The sequence below is a fragment of the Streptomyces sp. NPDC031340 genome (assembly GCF_055569945.1).
Map to the genome: position 1 here is coordinate 83,823 of NZ_JBVIIE010000024.1, position 15,755 is coordinate 99,577.

Genomic DNA, 15,755 nt, shown 5'->3' on the forward strand with positions numbered 1-15,755 from the left:
CCCGGCGCCCGCCGCTCACCCCGCCCGGCGCTCACCCCGCCCGCCGTTCACGGCGCCCGTGGTTCGCCGCGCCTTCGGCGCCGCTTCCCGCAGCGCCCGGACCGCCGCGCGGATCGACGGGCGCCGGTCGGCGTCCACGCGCCAGACCGCGTAGACGTACCGGTGGACGCGGTGGCGCACGGGCACCGCGCGCACCCCGGCCGGTATCGGGTCCCGGCCGAGCCGGGGCGCGACGCAGACGCCCAGCCCGGCGGCGACCAGCGCGAGCTGGGTGTGGTGTTCCTCGGCGCAGTGGGCGATACGGGGTTCGATGCCCTTGGTGCGCAGCGTGTAGAGCAGCCACTCGTGGCAGAACTCGCCCTCCGGCCAGGCGACCCACTCGTCGTCCGCGAAGTCGTCCAGGTCGACCTCGTCCCGGCCGGCGAGCGGGTGGTCCTCGGCCATGGCGACCTCCACGGGGTCGTCGAGGATCGGGGCCTTGGCGAGTCCGTCGGGCATGGGCAGCGGCTTGTTGTACCAGTCGAGGACGACGGACAGGTCGGCGTCGCCCCGGAGCACCGCCCGCACGCCTTCCTCCGGCGCCAGTTCCCGCGAGCGCACCCGCAGCGCCGGGTGGTCGGTCCGCAGCGCGGCGAGCGCGGCCGGGAACAGCCCCCGCAGGGCGGTGGGGAAGGCGGCCAGCCGCAATTCGCCGACCACCTGCCCGCGCTGCGCCTCCAGATCGGACTGGGCGAGCGCGACCTGCGACAGGATGCGCGCCGCGTGCTCGGCGAGCAGCCGGCCGGCGTCGGTGAGCCGGACGCCCCGGCCGTTCCTGGCCAGGAGCTGCTGGCCCACCTCCCGCTCCAGCTTGGCCAGCTGCTGCGAGACGGCCGACGTCGTCACGTGCAGCCCCTCGGCCGCGCCGCTGACCGAGCCGTGCCGGGCGAGGGCGTCGAGGGTCCGCAGGCGCTCCAGGTTCAACATGTAAGTGATGCTACGAGATACCGGGCGGGAAATCTCGATTGTGCTAACACATGGGTCGGCGGCAGGGTGGCGGTCATGACCACCGTCACCACCGTCGCCGCCACCGGGCCGGCCGGCCGCCGCCGCACCCTCGACTGGCGTCTGCGCTTCGCCGCCCTCTCCCTGATCTGGGGTTTCAGCTTCCTGCTCATCAAGGTCGGCACAGCCGCGTACGCGCCCTTCCAGGTGACGCTCGGGCGGCTGGTGTTCGGGACGGCGGTGCTGGCGGCGGCGATGGCGGCGAAGCGGGAGCGGCTGCCGCGGGGCGCGCGGACCTGGGGGCATCTGACGGTGGGCGCGTTCCTGCTCAACGCGCTGCCGTTCTCGCTGTTCGCGTACTCGGAGCTGACCGTCCCGTCGACGCTGGCCGGCATCTGCAACGCCACGTCGCCGCTGTGGGGCATGGCCCTGTCCCTGGTCGCCCTCTCCGAGGACCGGCCGACCCGGCTGCGGGTCGCCGGACTGGGCATCGGGTTCCTCGGCGTCCTGACGGTCCTCGGCGCCTGGCAGGGGTTCCACGGCCTGGACGCGAAGGGCACCGCGATGGCGCTGCTGGCCTCGCTGAGCTACCCCGTCGGCTGGATCTACGTCCGCCGCACCCTGGCCGGCACCGGTCACTCCAACCTGTCCCTGACCGGCGCCCAGTTGCTGCTCGCCACGCTGCAACTGGCCGTCGTCACGCCGTTGTTCACGTCGTTCCCGGCCACCTTCTCCCCCGTTCCGCTGCTCGCGGTCGCCGCTCTCGGGGCGCTCGGCACGGGCGTCGCCGTCCTCGTCCAGTACGGCCTGGTCTCCGAGGTCGGTCCGACGACGGCCCAGATGGTCACCTACTTCATCCCGGTCATCGCCACGGCCGCCGGCGTGGCGATCCTCGGCGAGTCGCTGAGCTGGTCGACCCCGGTCGGCGCGCTGATCGTCCTGGCGGGGGCGGCCCTGACCCAGGCCCGGCCGCGGCCGAGGCGCCGGACGGCCGACGCGACGCCGGCCCGCTCCCCGCTCCGGCCGGCGGAGCAGGCGGAGCAGGCGGAGCCGAGAGAACAGGCGGAGCAGGCGGCCAGGTCCTGACGGCCTGCCGGGCCGGGCGCGGGGCCGCTCACACGTGCCCGCGCCCCGCGGCCGGGCTCACCGCGGCGGCGATCGCGGCCGCCAGGTCCTCCGTCTCGCCGTCCGCCAGGGCCGAGACGGTGATCCGGATGCCGGGCGGCGCGTCCATGCGGAAGCGGGCTCCCGGGGCCACCGCCCAGCCGGCGTGCAGCAGGCGGGCGACGGCGCCGGTCTCGTCCGGCACCGGGACCCAGACGTTCAGGCCGCTGCGCCCGTGGGCCTCCACGCCGCGCGCCGCCAGGGCGCCGATCAGCAGGTCGCGCCGTCCCCGGTAGGCCGCGGCGACGGCGCGGCGGTCCGGCGTGCCGTCGGTCCACAACCGTACGACGGCGCGCTGGACGAGGCGGCTGACCCAGCCGGGCCCCAGCCGGTGCCGGCCGGTGACCCGGTCGACGGTGACGGTGTCACCGGTGAGCACGGCGAGCCGCAGGTCGGGGCCGTACGCCTTGGCGACCGAGCGCACGAAGGCCCAGGAGCGGGTGGCGCCGGCCAGCGGGTGCAGGGGCAGGTCCACGATGCCGTGGCCGTGGTCGTCCTCGATCAGCAGGACGTCGGGACGGTCCCGCAGCACCGCGCGCAGGGCACCCGCGCGGGTGGCGCTCACCGCGGCGCCGGTGGGGTTCTGCGCGCGGTCGGTGACGATCAGGGCGCGCGCCCCCGAGTCCAGGGCCCGCCGCACGTCGTCCGGCAGCGGTCCGTCGTCGTCGACGCCGACGGGCGCGGTGCGCAGGCCGAGCGCCGGGACGAGGTCGAGGAGGCTGCCCCATCCCGGATCCTCGACGGCGACGGTGTCCCCGGGCTTGAGGTGCGCCGCGAGCACGCGCTCGACGGCGTCGAGCGAGCCGGAGAGCACGGCGAGGGGTCCGTCCGGCACCCCGTCGGCGTCCAGCCCGGCCCGCGCCAGGCGTGCCAGCTCCGGCTCCACCAGGGCGTCGCCGTACAGCACCGGCTCCCGGTCGCCCTGTTCCGCCGCGGCCGCGAACGCCTTCGCCAGGGACGGCAGCAGTGCCGGATCCGGGTTGCCGCTCGCCACGTCCCGCACCCCCTCGGGCACGTCCACCCGGATGTGGTCGCGTCCGGTGGTGGCCGGCTTGGACCGGACCCGGCTGCCCCGGCGCCCCGACGTCTCGATGACCCCGCGTTCCCGCAGGGTGCGGTAGGCGGCCGCGACGGTGTTGGCGTTCACTCCCAGCCGCATCGCCAACTCCCGCATGGGCGGCAGAAGTTCACCTGGTTCAAGCGCACCGGAGCCCACCGCGCGCTCGACGCTCGCCGCGATCTCCGCCGCACGCCGCCCCTCGATCCGATATTCTCCTAGCACAAAGCAGATTATGCACTAGTGCAATATAGACCGCAATCGGATCACCGAGTACCGACGGAGACCGCCATGCAGGGCACCCAGCACCCGACGCCACCGCCCGCCGCCTACACACCGACCGACCGCACCGTCCCCACCCGCTCCGCGGAGCGCGCTTCGTACGACAGGGAGCTGGTGCACGCGATACTCGACGAGGGCTACGTCTGCCACCTCGGCTTCGTGCGCGACGGCGCGCCCGTGGTGCTGCCCACCCTGTACGGCCGGGTCGGCGAGCGGCTGTACGTGCACGGCTCGACCGGCTCGCGCCCGCTGCGGATGACGGGACAGGCGGGCGCGGGGCTGCCGGTGTGCCTGACGGTCACGCACGTGGACGCGCTGATCCTGGCCCGCTCCGCCTTCCACCACTCGGTCAACTACCGCTCCGTGGTGGTGCACGGCGTCGCCCACGACGTGACGGATCCGCAGGAGAAGCGGGCCGCCCTGGACGCGCTCGTCGACCATGTCGTACCGGGCCGGGCGGCCGACTCCCGGCCCGCGAACAAGAAGGAGCTGGCCGCCACCGCCGTGCTCCGCCTCGACCTGGACGAGGTCTCCGCCAAGGTCCGCACGGGCGGCGTGAACGACGAGCCCGAGGACCTGTCCCTCCCCCACTGGGCCGGCGTCGTCCCGCTGCGCAAGGGCTACGAGGCCCCGGTCGCCGACGGCCTGCTGGCGCCCGGCACCGGCCTCCCGGACTACCTGGCGGTGCCGTGATGCTGGTGCACCCCTGGGACGCGCCCCACGACGACGCCGAATGGCGGCAGTGGCTCGCCGTGCACGACTTCGGGCAGCTCGCCGTCAACGGCCTGCCCGGCGAGCCGCCCCACGTCCAGCCCCTGCACTTCTTCTACGACGCCGGACGCGGCGAGCACGGCGAGGTCGTCACCCACCTCGCCCGGCCCAACCCGCTGTGGCCCGCGCTGGAGGCGGACCCGGAGGTGCTGCTGAGCGTGGTCGACGACTACGTGTTCGTCCCCGGCCCCTGGCAGGCGGAACCGGACGGCCCGTCCGAGCACGGCACCCCGACGAGCTTCTACGCCGCCGTCCAGCTCCGCTGCACCGCCCGGATCGTGGACGACCCGGCCGAGAAGGCCGGCCTGCTGGGCCGCCAGGTCGGCCACTTCCAGCCGGAGGGCGGCTCCGCGCCGGCCGCGGTGGGTGAGGAGCCGTACGGCAGGATGCTCGCGGGCATCCGGGGCCTGCGGCTGGAGGTGACCGGCGTCCGCGCGAAGTTCAAGTACGCCGGTCACCGGCCGCGGGAGGTGCAGGACCGGATCGTGGCGGGGCTCGCGGCCCGCGGCGGCCCCCGGGACGCGGCGGCCCGGGAGCACCAGCTGCGCAGGCGGGGGACGTGGCAGGCGGCCCGCTGAGCCGCGCCGTCACGCGAGGGCCGGCGTCCTCGCCTCCGCCGCGGCCAGTCCCGTCACCGATCCGAGCATGAGCAGCGTGCCCACCAGGGTCGCCGCGGTGAGCCGTTCACCGAGCAGGGCGATCGCCAGGACCGCTGCGCTCACCGGCTCCAGCAGCATGATCACCGACACGGTGGCCGAGCGGACGACGGCGGCGCCGGCGAAGTACAGCGCGTAGGCGAGCGCCGTGGGGACGGCCGCGATGTAGGCGAGCAGCCAGACCAGCCGGACCGGGTCGGGGGTGTGCGGAAACAGCCCCTCGGCCAGGGCGAACGGCAGCAGGCACAGGCTGGTGACCGCGAACGCCCCCACGGACGTCTCGGCGGCGTCCGTCCCGCCGCCGCGGCCCCACCAGCGGGTCAGCAGGGTCATCGCGCTGTACCCGGCCGCGGACGTCAGCGCCAGCAGCACGCCCCACGGCCGTACGGTCGCGCCGCCGCTGCCGAGGACGAGCACGCCGAGCCCGGCCAGCGCCCCGGCGACGGCCGCCACGCCGCCCCGCCCGAGCCGCTCGCCCAGGGTCAGCCGGGCGCCGAGCGCGATGAACACCGGTCCGGCGCCCAGGGTGACGACGGTGGCCACCGCCAGGCCGGTCGCGGCCACGGCGGCGAAGTAGGCGGTCTGGAACACCGCGAGCCCGACGCCCGTGAGGCCGGCCCGCAGCGCCCTGCGGGTGAGCGGCTCACGGACGGCGGACCGGGCGCGCGGGCGCAGCCGGCGGGCGGCCAGCAGCAGGACGAGTCCCAGCGCGCAGCGCCAGAAGGAGAGGGCGACGGGTCCCATGTCACCGGTCCGGTAGACCAGGGAGGCGGCCGCGCCGGCGGTGCCCCAGGCGAAACCGGCGACGATCAGGTAGAGCAGGCCTCGCCCGACGGGCAGGCCGTGATCAGCGTTCGACACGAGTGTTCTCCGCAGAAGTGCGTGAGGAGGTCCCGGGTCAGCGGGACCGTGGACTGCTTCTGCGGGCAGCAGCGACCGGCCCGGCGCCGTGCCGGGCGTGTCGGACCTGGGCCCGCCTCAGGCGGCGGGCGGGGACAGGACGAGCACGTTCGCATGCATGATCGGCAGCCTAGGCGGCGCTGCTACGGGCGGACAAATCCCTTTCCAGGCCGCCGCTCGCCACCGGCTCGGCGGATCCCCGGGCGGGTGTCGACGACTGGGCGATGAAGGCGCCCGCCAGGACGACCGCCCCGCCGGCGATCTGCGGCGCGGAGAGGTGCTCGCCGAGCAGCACCCAGGCCAGGACGGTCGCGATGACCGCCTCCAGGCACGCCACGACCCCCGCGACCTGCGGCGAGAGCCGGCGCACCGACAGCACCCCGGTGACGTAGGCGAGGACGGTGGCGACCAGCACGATCCAGGCCAGCAGCAGGCCGGCCGCGACGGGGGTGCCGTTCATGTCGGCGGTGCCGGCCAGCACCGACCAGTCCAGGTCCCAGGGGCGGGCGACGAGGGTGAGGACGGCGGCGCCGGTGAGCAGGCCGTAGGCGATGACGCCGAGCGGGTCCGGGGCGTCGTCGCCGGCGTCGCTGCCCTGGTCCGACAGGACGAAGTAGCCGACCTGGCAGCAGGCGGCGCCGAGCGCGAGGACGAGGCCGAGGGCGTCGAAGCTCAGGCCCGACCAGACCTCGACCACGCAGGCGAGACCGCCGGCCGCGAGGACCACCCCGAGCGCGGCGGCCCGCGTCACCGGCCGCCGCTGCACGAACCGCACCCAGCCGAGGACCAGGGCGGGCGCGAGGTACTCGACGAGCAGCGCGACCCCGACCGGGATGCGGGAGATCGCGGCGAAATAGCAGGCCTGGACCCCGGCCACGGCCAGCAGTCCGAACCCGGCGAGCAGCGCGGGGCGGCGACGCGGCAGCGTGCGGTGGCGTATCGCGACCGGCAGCATGACCAGGGCGGCGCCCGCCACCCGCAGCCAGACCACGTGCAGCGGATCCAGTCCCGCCTCGATCAGCGGCTTCGCCGCGACTCCGGATCCGCCGAAGGCCAGCGCGGACCCCAGCGCGAGGCCGAGCCCGGCGCCCCGGCCGCGGCTGCCCTGACTGCTCTCAGACGTATGCACGGGCACATGATGGCAGGGGACGACATGAGCGTCACCCTCGATGACACCTGTCTCAGCGGCTGGACGCTCCCGGCTGCGCCGACAGCTCCTCGATCCGGGCGAGCACGGCCTCGACCGCGATGCCGGCGCGGCCGAGCACCTCGACCGCGCGGGCCTGCGGGTCCGCCACGATCGCCGCGAGCAGGTCGATGCCGCGGGCCGGTCCGGCGGCGCGCTCGCGGGCGCGCTCGCGGGCGTGCTCGCGGGCGTGCTCCAGCGCCCGCGCGGCCAGCGGCGAGTACCCCTCCGTCTCCGGTGTCAGGGGCACCGCGCCGGAGTCCTCCACCGAGCCCTGCCAGCGCAGGCCGTAGCCGATGCTGCGCTGCACGAGGTAGCCGAGCAGTCGCGCGAGCCCGGCCCCGTCGCCGAAGACGCCCCGCGCCTCGGGATCCTGCTCGAGGAGCGAGTGCAGCAGGTGGGCGGTGTCGATCTGCCGGTCCCCGTCCCGCACCGCCCGCCGCCGGGCACCGGAGACCACCGCTGCCAGCTCGTCGCTGAGTCCGGCATCACTGTCGGCACGGAGGCCGAGGCCCGGCTCGTCCGCCGACTGCCTGGGGATACGGGGTCGCACATCCCCTACCCCATCAGCCCCGGGCCCTGCGGTCATCGCCGGGCGGAAGCATTTCCGCGTCCGACAGGGAGTGGACTCCATGGGCCGGAATCTCCTCCTTACGGAGGAGATCAGGCCGCACACGACTACATCTGACGGTTCATCAGTATTGAATGTTGCGGCCCCTGCGGCTACGTTCCGCGACACCACAGCCCGACACGAAGAGGTGGTCGCATGGCCGAGGTCAGCGCGGAGGCACGGATCGGGGCCCCCGCGGAGAAGGTGTGGGCACGACTGACGGACTGGTCCGCCTACGGCGAGTGGAACGCGACCCACACGGGCTTCCCCGGGGGCGGGCCGGCCGAACTCGCGCCCGGGGGCACGTTCCAGGAGAACCTGAAGCTCATGGGGTTCCCGGCCGAGGTGGAGTGGACCATCGAGGAGGTGGAGCCCGCCCGGGTGCTCGCCATCCGCGGCAAGGGACCGATGGCCGTGAACCTCGCCACGCGCTACACGTTGACGCCCGACGGCGACGCCACGACGGTCCGGATCGACGGGGAGTTCACGGGGGCCGCGGTGTCGCTGATGGCGGCCAGGCTCAAGGACTCGGCCACGACCGCGCTGAACGAGTCGCTGCGCAGGCTGGACGGGCTGCTGACCTGAGGGCCGAGGCCCGTACACGCGTCAGGGCGCCCCGCGGACCGGTCCACGGGGCGCCCGGCACACGGCGGCAGGCCGCCGTCAGTCCTCGTCGGCGAGGATCAGGTACAGCTTCTTGCGGGCGTCGTTGATGACGGCCAGCGCCTTGTCGCGCTGTTCCTTGGTGCCGGTCTTCCAGACCTGGCCGAAGGCCTCCATCAGCCCGAAGCCGGCCTGCCGGATCTCGCCGAGCACCTCCCAGTCGATGCCTCGGGAGGCTTCCTCCCAGGGCGCGTCGGGCCCCTCGTCGGCCGCCGCGCGGCCGGCCTCGGTGAGCGAGAACAGCTTCTTGCCGCCCTCGCTCTCACTGATGATCAGCCCCTCGTCCTCCAGCAGTTGGAGGGTCGGGTACACCGAGCCGGGGCTGGGCTTCCACGCCCCGCCGCTGCGCTCGGCGATCTCCTGGATCATCTCGTAGCCGTGCATCGGACGGTCCTTCAGCAGGGCCAGGATCGACGCGCGGACGTCGCCGCGCCGCGCCCTCCCCCGCGGTCCACCGCGCCCCCTGGGGCCGGGACCGAAGCCCGGGCCGAAACCCGGACCGCCGAAGCCGAACCCCGGACCGGGGCCGCCGCCCGGCCCGAAGGGGCCGAAGGCACCTCGCAGTCCCTCGAAACCGCCCCGCCCCCGGGGCCCGGGTCCGCCGTGTCCACGCTCGAATCCGTGGTTGCGCATCGCACTCACTCCATTCCATCGTTGATCTGTCGCGATGGCTCAACGATATATCGGAATCGTTCCGACGACAAGACCCGTCATGATGCGAGTGGAGAGAATGCAGGGACCGGGACTTCGCGTCGGCGAACCCGCCACGGCGGACGAGGGCAGCCGGGCGCCACGCCCGGACAGTGAAGGTCGGGCGTCAGCGCCGGGTCAGGGCGGAGGCTCCGCTAACGATCGAGCGGGAGGCGGTAGACGGTCGACTGCCTGCTCCGGAACCCGGCGCGCTCGTAGAGCCGGTTCGCCGCCGCGCGATCCGGCCGGGAGGTGAGATCCACCGTCCGCGCGCCCGCCTCCCGGGCGATCCGCACGGCCTCCTCGGTGAGCAGAGCGGCCACCCCATGACCTCGCGCCGCACCGTCGACGACCACGTCTTCGACGCGGGCCCGCAACCCGGAAGGCAGGGGCAGCAGCACCAGCGTCAGGGTCCCGACGATCGCCTCGGGGGTGCGGGCCACGAGCACGGTGTTCGCGTCGCAGTTCACCATCCGGTCGACCGCCTCCCGGTCGAGGGGCTTCGCCGTCGACGACAGCTGCGGCAGCAGCCGGCCGAAGGCGTCGACGACTTCCTGGCTCGCTTCCCCGACGACGTCCACACGAAGGTGCATGCCGGGAGCCTATCCACCGCCGGACCGGATCACCGGCCACGTGTCCGTGCTTGATAGGCAAGCAGTCACTTGCCTATTCTCGGGTCGTGGCCGACGACCTGTTCAAAGCCCTGGCCGATCCCACCCGCCGCACCATCCTCGACGAGCTCACGGAGAAGTCCGGACAGACCCTGTTCGAGATCTGCTCCCGGCTGAGCATGAAGCACCGGCTCGGCATCTCACGGCAGGCGGTCTCCCAGCACCTCGCCGTACTGGAGGCCGCCGGGCTCGTCGAGACCAGGCGGGAGGGCCGCTACAAGTTCCACGACCTGAACACGGCCCCACTGCGGCAGATCGTCGAGCGATGGCCCGCGCCCGACACGTCCGGACCGGAGGAGAGCCCCTCATGAGGATCCATCTGACCAGCGTCTTCGTCGACGACCAGGACAAGGCCGAGCACTTCTACACCGAGATCCTCGGCTTCGCGAAGAAGCACGACGTCCCGCTCGGCGACAAGCACCGGTGGCTGACCGTCGTCTCGCCCGACGAGCCCGACGGCACCGAACTCCTCCTCGAGCCGGCCGAGCACCCGGCCGCCAGGACCTACCGGGACGCGCTCGTCGAGGACGGCATCCCGGTCGCCCAGTTCGCCGTCGACGACGTGACGGCGGAGTACCGGCGTCTGCGCGGTCTCGGCGTCCGCTTCACCCAGGAGCCCGTGGAGATGGGCCCGGTCACCACCGCCGTCCTCGACGACACCTGCGGCAACCTGATCCAGATCGCGACCACCCCCCGGTAGGCGCGCGTCCGCGTACCCGGAGCACGCGCTCGGCGCCACCTGACCGCCTGCCGCACGGCTGCCGCACGGCCTCGCACAGCATGTGCGCACAGGGCTTTGCATAGCCATGCGGATTCATGCATACTCTTCCTATGTCCAAGGTCCTCACCTCCCTCCCCGCCGGCGAGCGCGTCGGCATCGCCTTCTCCGGCGGTCTCGACACCTCGGTCGCCGTCGCGTGGATGCGCGACAAGGGCGCCGTCCCGTGCACCTACACCGCCGACATCGGTCAGTACGACGAGCCCGACATCGCCTCGGTGCCGGGCCGCGCCAAGACCTACGGCGCCGAGGTCGCGCGTCTGGTCGACTGCCGCGCCGCGCTCGTCGAGGAGGGCCTGGCCGCACTCGCCTGCGGGGCGTTCCACATCCGCTCGGGCGGGCGCGCCTACTTCAACACCACGCCGCTCGGCCGCGCCGTCACGGGCACCCTCCTGGTGCGCGCGATGCTCGAGGACGACGTGCAGATCTGGGGCGACGGGTCGACCTTCAAGGGCAACGACATCGAGCGGTTCTACCGCTACGGCCTGCTGGCCAACCCGCACCTGCGGATCTACAAGCCCTGGCTGGACGCGGACTTCGTGACCGAGCTGGGCGGCCGCAAGGAGATGTCCGAGTGGCTGATCGCCCACGGCCTGCCCTACCGGGACAGCACGGAGAAGGCGTACTCCACCGACGCCAACATCTGGGGCGCCACCCACGAGGCCAAGACGCTGGAGCACCTGGACACCAGCGTGGAGACCGTCGAGCCGATCATGGGCGTGCGGTTCTGGGACCCCGCGGTCGAGATCGCCACCGAGGACGTGACGATCGGCTTCGAGCAGGGCCGCCCGGTGACGATCAACGGCAAGGAGTTCGCCTCCCCGGTCGACCTGGTGATGGAGGCCAACGCCATCGGCGGCCGGCACGGCCTGGGCATGTCGGACCAGATCGAGAACCGGATCATCGAGGCCAAGAGCCGCGGCATCTACGAGGCCCCCGGCATGGCGCTGCTGCACGCGGCCTACGAGCGCCTGGTCAACGCGATCCACAACGAGGACACCGTCGCCCAGTACCACACCGAGGGACGGCGTCTGGGCCGGCTGATGTACGAGGGCCGCTGGCTGGACCCGCAGGCGCTGATGGTGCGCGAGTCGCTGCAGCGCTGGGTCGGCGCGGCGATCACCGGCGAGGTGACGCTGCGGCTGCGGCGCGGTGAGGACTACTCGATCCTCGACACCTCGGGTCCGGCGTTCAGCTACCACCCCGACAAGCTGTCCATGGAGCGCACCGAGGACTCCGCGTTCGGCCCGGTCGACCGGATCGGCCAGCTCACCATGCGCAACCTCGACATCGCCGACTCCCGCGCCAAGCTGGAGCAGTACGCCGGGATCGGGCTGATCGGCACCGCGCACCCCGCCGTCGGCGCCGCCCAGGCGGCCGCGACCGGCCTGATCGGCAGCATGCCGGAGGGCGGCGCGGAGGCCATCGCCTCCCGCGGCGAGGTCTCGGAGGACGAGGAACTGCTGGACCGCGCCGCCATGGAGTCCGGCACGGACTGACCGTCCCGGGCGGGAGGCGTCCCCCGGCTCCGGTACGGGCGGAACGCCTCCTCCGCCGCACACCGCTCCGCAGTCCCAGGCCCCGACGCCCGCACGGCGTCGGGGCCTGCGGCTGTCCGGTCCGGGCCTCCTGCCCGCGGCCTGCCCGCTGCCGGCGCCGCGATCCCCAGCTCCCCGGCCTGCGGCCCGTCCGCTCCGGACCGCCGTGGCCTCCGGCCCCGTCGGCTCCGACGTCGTACCACCGGACAAGTGCCAGGTATCCGGGATTGGCCGTGGTCCGGGGCCGGGGCGCGCCCTAGCGTCGGGGCATGCGGATTCGAATCGTCGACGCCTTCACCGACCGTCCTTTCGCCGGCAACCCCGCCGGGGTCCTGCTCTTCGACGCCGGCGCCTTCCCGGACGACGACTGGATGCAGGAGGTGGCCCGGGAGGTGAACCACGCCGAGACGGCGTTCGCGCACCGGCTGCCCGAAGGCGGGGAGGCCGACTGGGCGCTGCGCTGGTTCACTCCCGCGGCCGAGGTCGCCCTGTGCGGCCACGCCACGCTCGCCACGGCCCACGTGCTGGGCACCACCGGCGCCCACCAGGGCCCGGCGCGGTTCGCCACGCGCAGCGGCGTGCTGGTCACGACGCCCGGTGAGGACGGCTCGGTCACGCTGGACTTCCCCACGGCCCCGCTGACGTCCGTCGAGGTCCCCGACGGCGTCGCCGAAGCACTGGGCGCCGCGCCGCGCGCCGCCTTCGACACCGGCCCGAACGTGGGCGACCTGCTGCTGGAACTCGCCGACGAGGAGACGGTCCGCGGCCTCGCCCCCGACCACAAGGCCCTGGCCGGCTGCTCCGAGCGCGGCGTCATCGCCACCGCGCGAGCCGCCGACCCGGCCGCCGGCCACGACTTCGTCTCGCGCTGCTTCTTCCCGAACGTCGGCATCGACGAGGACCCCGTCACCGGCAGCGCCCACACCGCCCTCGCCCCGTTCTGGTCCGAGCGCCTCGGCCGCGCCGTCCTGACCGGCCTGCAGGCCTCCCACCGGCCCGGCCTCGTCCGCACCGAACTGCGCGGCGAACGCACCCTGCTGACCGGCCGCGCGGTCACGGTCATCGAGGGGGAACTGCTCACGCCGTAGGCAGCCAGCCCACTTTTCCCGCCAGCAGCGCGTACCCGACGAACGCCCCGATGTCGAGCAGGGAGTGCGCCACCACCAGCGGACCCACCCGGCCCCAGCGCCGGTACAGCAGGACGAAGACCACGCCCATCACCATGTTCCCGACGAAACCGCCGATGCCCTGGTAGAGGTGGTAGGAGCCGCGCAGCACGGCACTGCCCAGCAGCGCGGCGCCGGGCGTCCAGCCCAGCCGGCCGAGCCGGCGCAGCAGATAGCCGACGACGATGACCTCTTCCAGGACGGCGTTCTGCACCGCCGACAGGACCAGCACGGGGTACTTCCACCACACGTCGGGCAGTGCCTCCGGGACCACCGTGAGGTTGAAGCCCAGCCCGCGCGCGGCCAGGTAGAAGGCGATGCCGGTGCTGCCGATCACCGCGGCGACCGCGGCCCCGCGCCCGAGGTCCGGCCAGGGCCGGGTGCGGTCGAAGCCGAGCGTGCGCAGGCTCTGCCCCTCGCGCATCAGGAAGTGCGCCACGAGCGCGACGGGCACCAGAGCGGTGGCGATCCCGAACAGCTGCCAGGCCAGATCCAGCCAGGGGCGCCCCGGCGCCGCCGAGGCGTTGAGCGTGGCCGCCTGGTCCTTCAGACCGCCTGGCCGGGTGACCGATCCGACAAAGCTGATCAGGGCGGAAACCCCGCTCGCGCCCAGCGAGAGCCCCAGGACGAGCAGTGTCTCGTCCCGGAAGATCCGTCGCGAGGGCCGCTCCTCGGGAGAGGAACCGGCCACCGCGCCCGCCTCTGCCTGCACACCTGCCTCCAGTTGAGTGTTCCCGCCTCGTCCCCACCGCCGCCCCGCTAGGGTCTCGAAAGCAATTACGAGGATCGTGCGCGGCAGGCCGCCGGGGGACGGACGCCGTACGTGGCGTGCCCCCCTTCGTGCGGCCCCCGCATCCGTGTGCGGCGCGAGGGTTCACCAAGGGGAGGGCACCACCGTCATGGGACGTCACAGCTTGCCCGATCAGTATGGGGCGGGCGTCCGCGGCCCCCGTCGGCGAGTCAGCCGCCGCTCGGTGGCCGTCGCGACCGCCGTCGTGCTCACCGTGGCCGCGGGCACCGCGCTGGCCGTGCGCGGCGGGCTGCCGGCCTTCGGCTCGTCCTGCCACGACGACCCCGTACGGCTCCGGCTCGCCGCCTCCCCGGACATCGCGCCCGCCCTGAAGGCCGCCGCCGAGCGGGCCCGCGACGAGAACGTCACCTCCGACGGCAGCTGCCTCGCGATCACGGTGACACCGCGCGAGTCCTACCGGGTCGCGGACGCGCTCCGCACCGGCGAGCGGACCGACGTCCAGGTGTGGGTGCCGGACTCGGACGTGTGGGTGGACCCGCTAAGGGCGGACACCGGCGCGGTCGAGGTGGCCCCGGCGGGCTCGGTCGCCTCCACCCCGGTGGGTGTGGCCATGACGCCGCCGGCCGCGAAGTCGCTGGGCTGGCCGCGGAAGACGTACGACTGGACCGAGCTGGCCGGTGCCGCGCTGCGGGACGGCTCCTTCGGGCTCGGCGCGGCCGATCCGGCGCACAGCGCGACCGGGCTGCTCGCCCTCACCCAGCTCACCACGGGCGCCGCCGGTCTGGAGGACGGCGACACGCAGGCCGCGGCCATGATGAAGTCACTGTCGCGGCGCACCTCCGACACCGACGGCCAGGTCCCCGCGACACTCGAGCGCAACCGGGCGCTGGTCCTCACCGAGCAGGCGGCGTACGCCTACAACTCCGCGCGGCCGGACGGCGGCCCGGCGCTGGACATGTTCTACCCCGAGGACGGCGCGCCCCGGCTGGACTACCCGTACGCGCTGGTGGGCCTGCTGACCACCGACGAGAGCCGGGCCGCGCTGCGGTTCCTGAACTGGCTCGGCCGGCCGGAGCAGCTGCGGCTGCTGCACCGGCACGGCTTCCGGACCGACGACGAGGAGGCGCCGAAGGCGGTGGTCGCCGGGGCCGGCGGTGCCGCCCCGCAGCCGTACGCCGAGCCCGCGCCCGAGCCGGCCGCGGCCGCCGCGTTGCAGACGGCCCTCGGCATCTGGACGATCACGGTGCAGAGCGCCCGGCTCACCACGGTCGTCGACGCCTCCTCGTCCATGGCGGAGCCGGTGCCGGGCACCGGCCGGTCCCGGATGGACGTCACCAAGGCATCGCTGCTGCAGGCTCTGGCAACTTTCACGCCGCGGGACGAGATCGGCCTGTGGGAGTTCTCCACCCGGCTGGACGGCGACAAGGACTACCGCGTCCTGGTGCCGACCGGGCGGCTCGGCGACCGCGAGGGCGACGGCACGCAGCGCGACCGGCTCTCGGCGGCGTTCCGCGGCCTGCAGCCGGTGCCGAACGGCGCCACCGGCCTGTACGACACCACGCTCGCCGCCTACCGGGCGGCCACCGCCTCCTACGTCCCCGGCAAGTTCAACGCGCTGGTCGTCCTCACCGACGGCGTCAACCAGGACCCGGGCAGCATCTCCCGCGCCGGGCTCGTCCGGGAACTCGAGAAGCTCACCGACCCCGAGCGTCCGGTGCCGCTGATCGTGATCGCCGTGGGCCCCGACGCCGACCGGGAGGAGGCCGAGCAGATCGCGAAGGCGACGGGCGGCTCGGGCCAGTCGGTGAGCGACCCGTCGCAGATCCACACGGTCATCCTCAAGGCCGTCGTCGCGGCGAGCGGCAAGGTACGCGGCCCGGAGTGACCC

Annotated in this window: 17 protein-coding genes; 9 read left to right on the top strand and 8 right to left on the bottom strand. The window is 74.0% G+C overall.

The window, feature by feature from the left end; genetic code table 11:
• Positions 1–15: 15 nt before the first annotated feature.
• Positions 16–966 carry a LysR family transcriptional regulator gene (locus tag ACZ5GT_RS20345; protein ID WP_469026196.1) on the bottom strand — a complete coding sequence of 317 codons (951 nt, stop codon included), beginning with the start codon at positions 964–966 and terminating at the stop codon, positions 16–18.
• 75 nt (positions 967–1,041) lie between these two features.
• Here ACZ5GT_RS20345 and ACZ5GT_RS20350 point away from each other — a divergent pair, with 75 nt between their 5' ends.
• On the top strand, positions 1,042–2,070 hold the full coding sequence (locus ACZ5GT_RS20350; RefSeq protein ID WP_469026199.1) for a DMT family transporter: 1,029 nt from the start codon (positions 1,042–1,044) through the stop codon (positions 2,068–2,070).
• A gap of 28 nt (positions 2,071–2,098) precedes the next feature.
• On the opposite strand, the gene ACZ5GT_RS20355 is transcribed toward ACZ5GT_RS20350, so the two are convergent.
• Positions 2,099–3,430: an aminotransferase class I/II-fold pyridoxal phosphate-dependent enzyme gene (locus ACZ5GT_RS20355; RefSeq protein ID WP_469026202.1), complete on the bottom strand. Its 1,332-nt coding sequence runs from the start codon at positions 3,428–3,430 to the stop codon at positions 2,099–2,101.
• Between the two features lie 66 nt (positions 3,431–3,496).
• Here ACZ5GT_RS20355 and ACZ5GT_RS20360 point away from each other — a divergent pair, with 66 nt between their 5' ends.
• Positions 3,497–4,180 carry a pyridoxamine 5'-phosphate oxidase family protein gene (locus ACZ5GT_RS20360; protein WP_469026209.1) on the top strand — a complete coding sequence of 228 codons (684 nt, stop codon included), beginning with the start codon at positions 3,497–3,499 and terminating at the stop codon, positions 4,178–4,180.
• Positions 4,180–4,836 (top strand): FMN-binding negative transcriptional regulator, encoded by a 657-nt coding sequence (locus ACZ5GT_RS20365; protein ID WP_469026215.1) that lies wholly within the window; start codon positions 4,180–4,182, stop codon positions 4,834–4,836. Before ACZ5GT_RS20360 ends, ACZ5GT_RS20365 begins: the two co-directional genes overlap by 1 nt.
• A 9-nt stretch (positions 4,837–4,845) precedes the next feature.
• On the opposite strand, the gene ACZ5GT_RS20370 is transcribed toward ACZ5GT_RS20365, so the two are convergent.
• The 3 genes from ACZ5GT_RS20370 to ACZ5GT_RS20380 form a co-directional block, all read right to left on the bottom strand.
• Entirely contained in the window at positions 4,846–5,775 is a 930-nt protein-coding gene (locus ACZ5GT_RS20370) for a DMT family transporter (protein WP_469026224.1), read from the bottom strand.
• Between the two features lie 169 nt (positions 5,776–5,944).
• Positions 5,945–6,949 carry an EamA family transporter gene (locus tag ACZ5GT_RS20375; RefSeq protein WP_469026229.1) on the bottom strand — a complete coding sequence of 335 codons (1,005 nt, stop codon included), beginning with the start codon at positions 6,947–6,949 and terminating at the stop codon, positions 5,945–5,947.
• Between the two features lie 46 nt (positions 6,950–6,995).
• Positions 6,996–7,553 (bottom strand): peptidase, encoded by a 558-nt coding sequence (locus tag ACZ5GT_RS20380; RefSeq protein ID WP_469026232.1) that lies wholly within the window; start codon positions 7,551–7,553, stop codon positions 6,996–6,998.
• Between the two features lie 213 nt (positions 7,554–7,766).
• Between ACZ5GT_RS20380 and ACZ5GT_RS20385 the strand changes: the two genes are divergently transcribed.
• Positions 7,767–8,195 carry a type II toxin-antitoxin system Rv0910 family toxin gene (locus ACZ5GT_RS20385; protein WP_469026236.1) on the top strand — a complete coding sequence of 143 codons (429 nt, stop codon included), beginning with the start codon at positions 7,767–7,769 and terminating at the stop codon, positions 8,193–8,195.
• Positions 8,196–8,273: 78 nt separating this feature from the next.
• Here the strand turns inward: ACZ5GT_RS20385 and ACZ5GT_RS20390 are convergent, their stop codons facing one another.
• Positions 8,274–8,906 carry a PadR family transcriptional regulator gene (locus ACZ5GT_RS20390; protein ID WP_469026240.1) on the bottom strand — a complete coding sequence of 211 codons (633 nt, stop codon included), beginning with the start codon at positions 8,904–8,906 and terminating at the stop codon, positions 8,274–8,276.
• A 212-nt stretch (positions 8,907–9,118) separates the two neighbouring features.
• Complete coding sequence (locus tag ACZ5GT_RS20395) at positions 9,119–9,556, bottom strand: GNAT family N-acetyltransferase (RefSeq protein ID WP_469026246.1); 438 nt, start codon at positions 9,554–9,556, stop codon at positions 9,119–9,121.
• 86 nt (positions 9,557–9,642) lie between these two features.
• Between ACZ5GT_RS20395 and ACZ5GT_RS20400 the strand changes: the two genes are divergently transcribed.
• From ACZ5GT_RS20400 to ACZ5GT_RS20415, 4 genes are all read left to right on the top strand, one after another.
• A complete protein-coding gene (locus ACZ5GT_RS20400; RefSeq protein ID WP_469026249.1) occupies positions 9,643–9,945 on the top strand; it encodes an ArsR/SmtB family transcription factor in 303 nt (100 codons plus the stop codon).
• Positions 9,942–10,334 (top strand): VOC family protein, encoded by a 393-nt coding sequence (locus tag ACZ5GT_RS20405; RefSeq protein ID WP_469026256.1) that lies wholly within the window; start codon positions 9,942–9,944, stop codon positions 10,332–10,334. The genes ACZ5GT_RS20400 and ACZ5GT_RS20405 overlap by 4 nt, the downstream gene beginning before the upstream one ends.
• A gap of 131 nt (positions 10,335–10,465) precedes the next feature.
• Positions 10,466–11,911: an argininosuccinate synthase gene (argG, locus tag ACZ5GT_RS20410; protein WP_469026261.1), complete on the top strand. Its 1,446-nt coding sequence runs from the start codon at positions 10,466–10,468 to the stop codon at positions 11,909–11,911.
• Between the two features lie 308 nt (positions 11,912–12,219).
• The gene (locus ACZ5GT_RS20415; protein WP_469026266.1) at positions 12,220–13,038 is read left to right on the top strand and encodes a PhzF family phenazine biosynthesis protein; all 819 of its coding nucleotides are present in this window, start codon (positions 12,220–12,222) and stop codon (positions 13,036–13,038) included.
• Here the strand turns inward: ACZ5GT_RS20415 and ACZ5GT_RS20420 are convergent.
• Positions 13,028–13,828 (bottom strand): CPBP family intramembrane glutamic endopeptidase, encoded by an 801-nt coding sequence (locus ACZ5GT_RS20420; RefSeq protein ID WP_469026273.1) that lies wholly within the window; start codon positions 13,826–13,828, stop codon positions 13,028–13,030. The two genes, ACZ5GT_RS20415 and ACZ5GT_RS20420, sit on opposite strands and share 11 nt — an antisense overlap.
• A 187-nt stretch (positions 13,829–14,015) precedes the next feature.
• Here ACZ5GT_RS20420 and ACZ5GT_RS20425 point away from each other — a divergent pair, with 187 nt between their 5' ends.
• Positions 14,016–15,752: a substrate-binding and VWA domain-containing protein gene (locus ACZ5GT_RS20425; protein ID WP_469026278.1), complete on the top strand. Its 1,737-nt coding sequence runs from the start codon at positions 14,016–14,018 to the stop codon at positions 15,750–15,752.
• Positions 15,753–15,755: the final 3 nt, after the last annotated feature.

What these genes read in the sequence shown, in the direction of transcription:
- ACZ5GT_RS20350 (WP_469026199.1), top strand. Translation starts at nt 1,042, where the DNA reads ATGACCACCGTCACCACCGTCGCCGCCACCGGGCCGGCCGGCCGCCGC.
- ACZ5GT_RS20365 (WP_469026215.1), top strand. Translation starts at nt 4,180, where the DNA reads ATGCTGGTGCACCCCTGGGACGCGCCCCACGACGACGCCGAATGGCGG.
- ACZ5GT_RS20390 (WP_469026240.1), bottom strand. Translation starts at nt 8,906, where the DNA reads ATGCGCAACCACGGATTCGAGCGTGGACACGGCGGACCCGGGCCCCGG.
- ACZ5GT_RS20385 (WP_469026236.1), top strand. Translation starts at nt 7,767, where the DNA reads ATGGCCGAGGTCAGCGCGGAGGCACGGATCGGGGCCCCCGCGGAGAAG.
- ACZ5GT_RS20405 (WP_469026256.1), top strand. Translation starts at nt 9,942, where the DNA reads ATGAGGATCCATCTGACCAGCGTCTTCGTCGACGACCAGGACAAGGCC.
- ACZ5GT_RS20360 (WP_469026209.1), top strand. Translation starts at nt 3,497, where the DNA reads ATGCAGGGCACCCAGCACCCGACGCCACCGCCCGCCGCCTACACACCG.
- ACZ5GT_RS20415 (WP_469026266.1), top strand. Translation starts at nt 12,220, where the DNA reads ATGCGGATTCGAATCGTCGACGCCTTCACCGACCGTCCTTTCGCCGGC.
- ACZ5GT_RS20345 (WP_469026196.1), bottom strand. Translation starts at nt 966, where the DNA reads ATGTTGAACCTGGAGCGCCTGCGGACCCTCGACGCCCTCGCCCGGCAC.
- argG (WP_469026261.1), top strand. Translation starts at nt 10,466, where the DNA reads ATGTCCAAGGTCCTCACCTCCCTCCCCGCCGGCGAGCGCGTCGGCATC.
- ACZ5GT_RS20395 (WP_469026246.1), bottom strand. Translation starts at nt 9,556, where the DNA reads ATGCACCTTCGTGTGGACGTCGTCGGGGAAGCGAGCCAGGAAGTCGTC.
- ACZ5GT_RS20425 (WP_469026278.1), top strand. Translation starts at nt 14,016, where the DNA reads ATGGGACGTCACAGCTTGCCCGATCAGTATGGGGCGGGCGTCCGCGGC.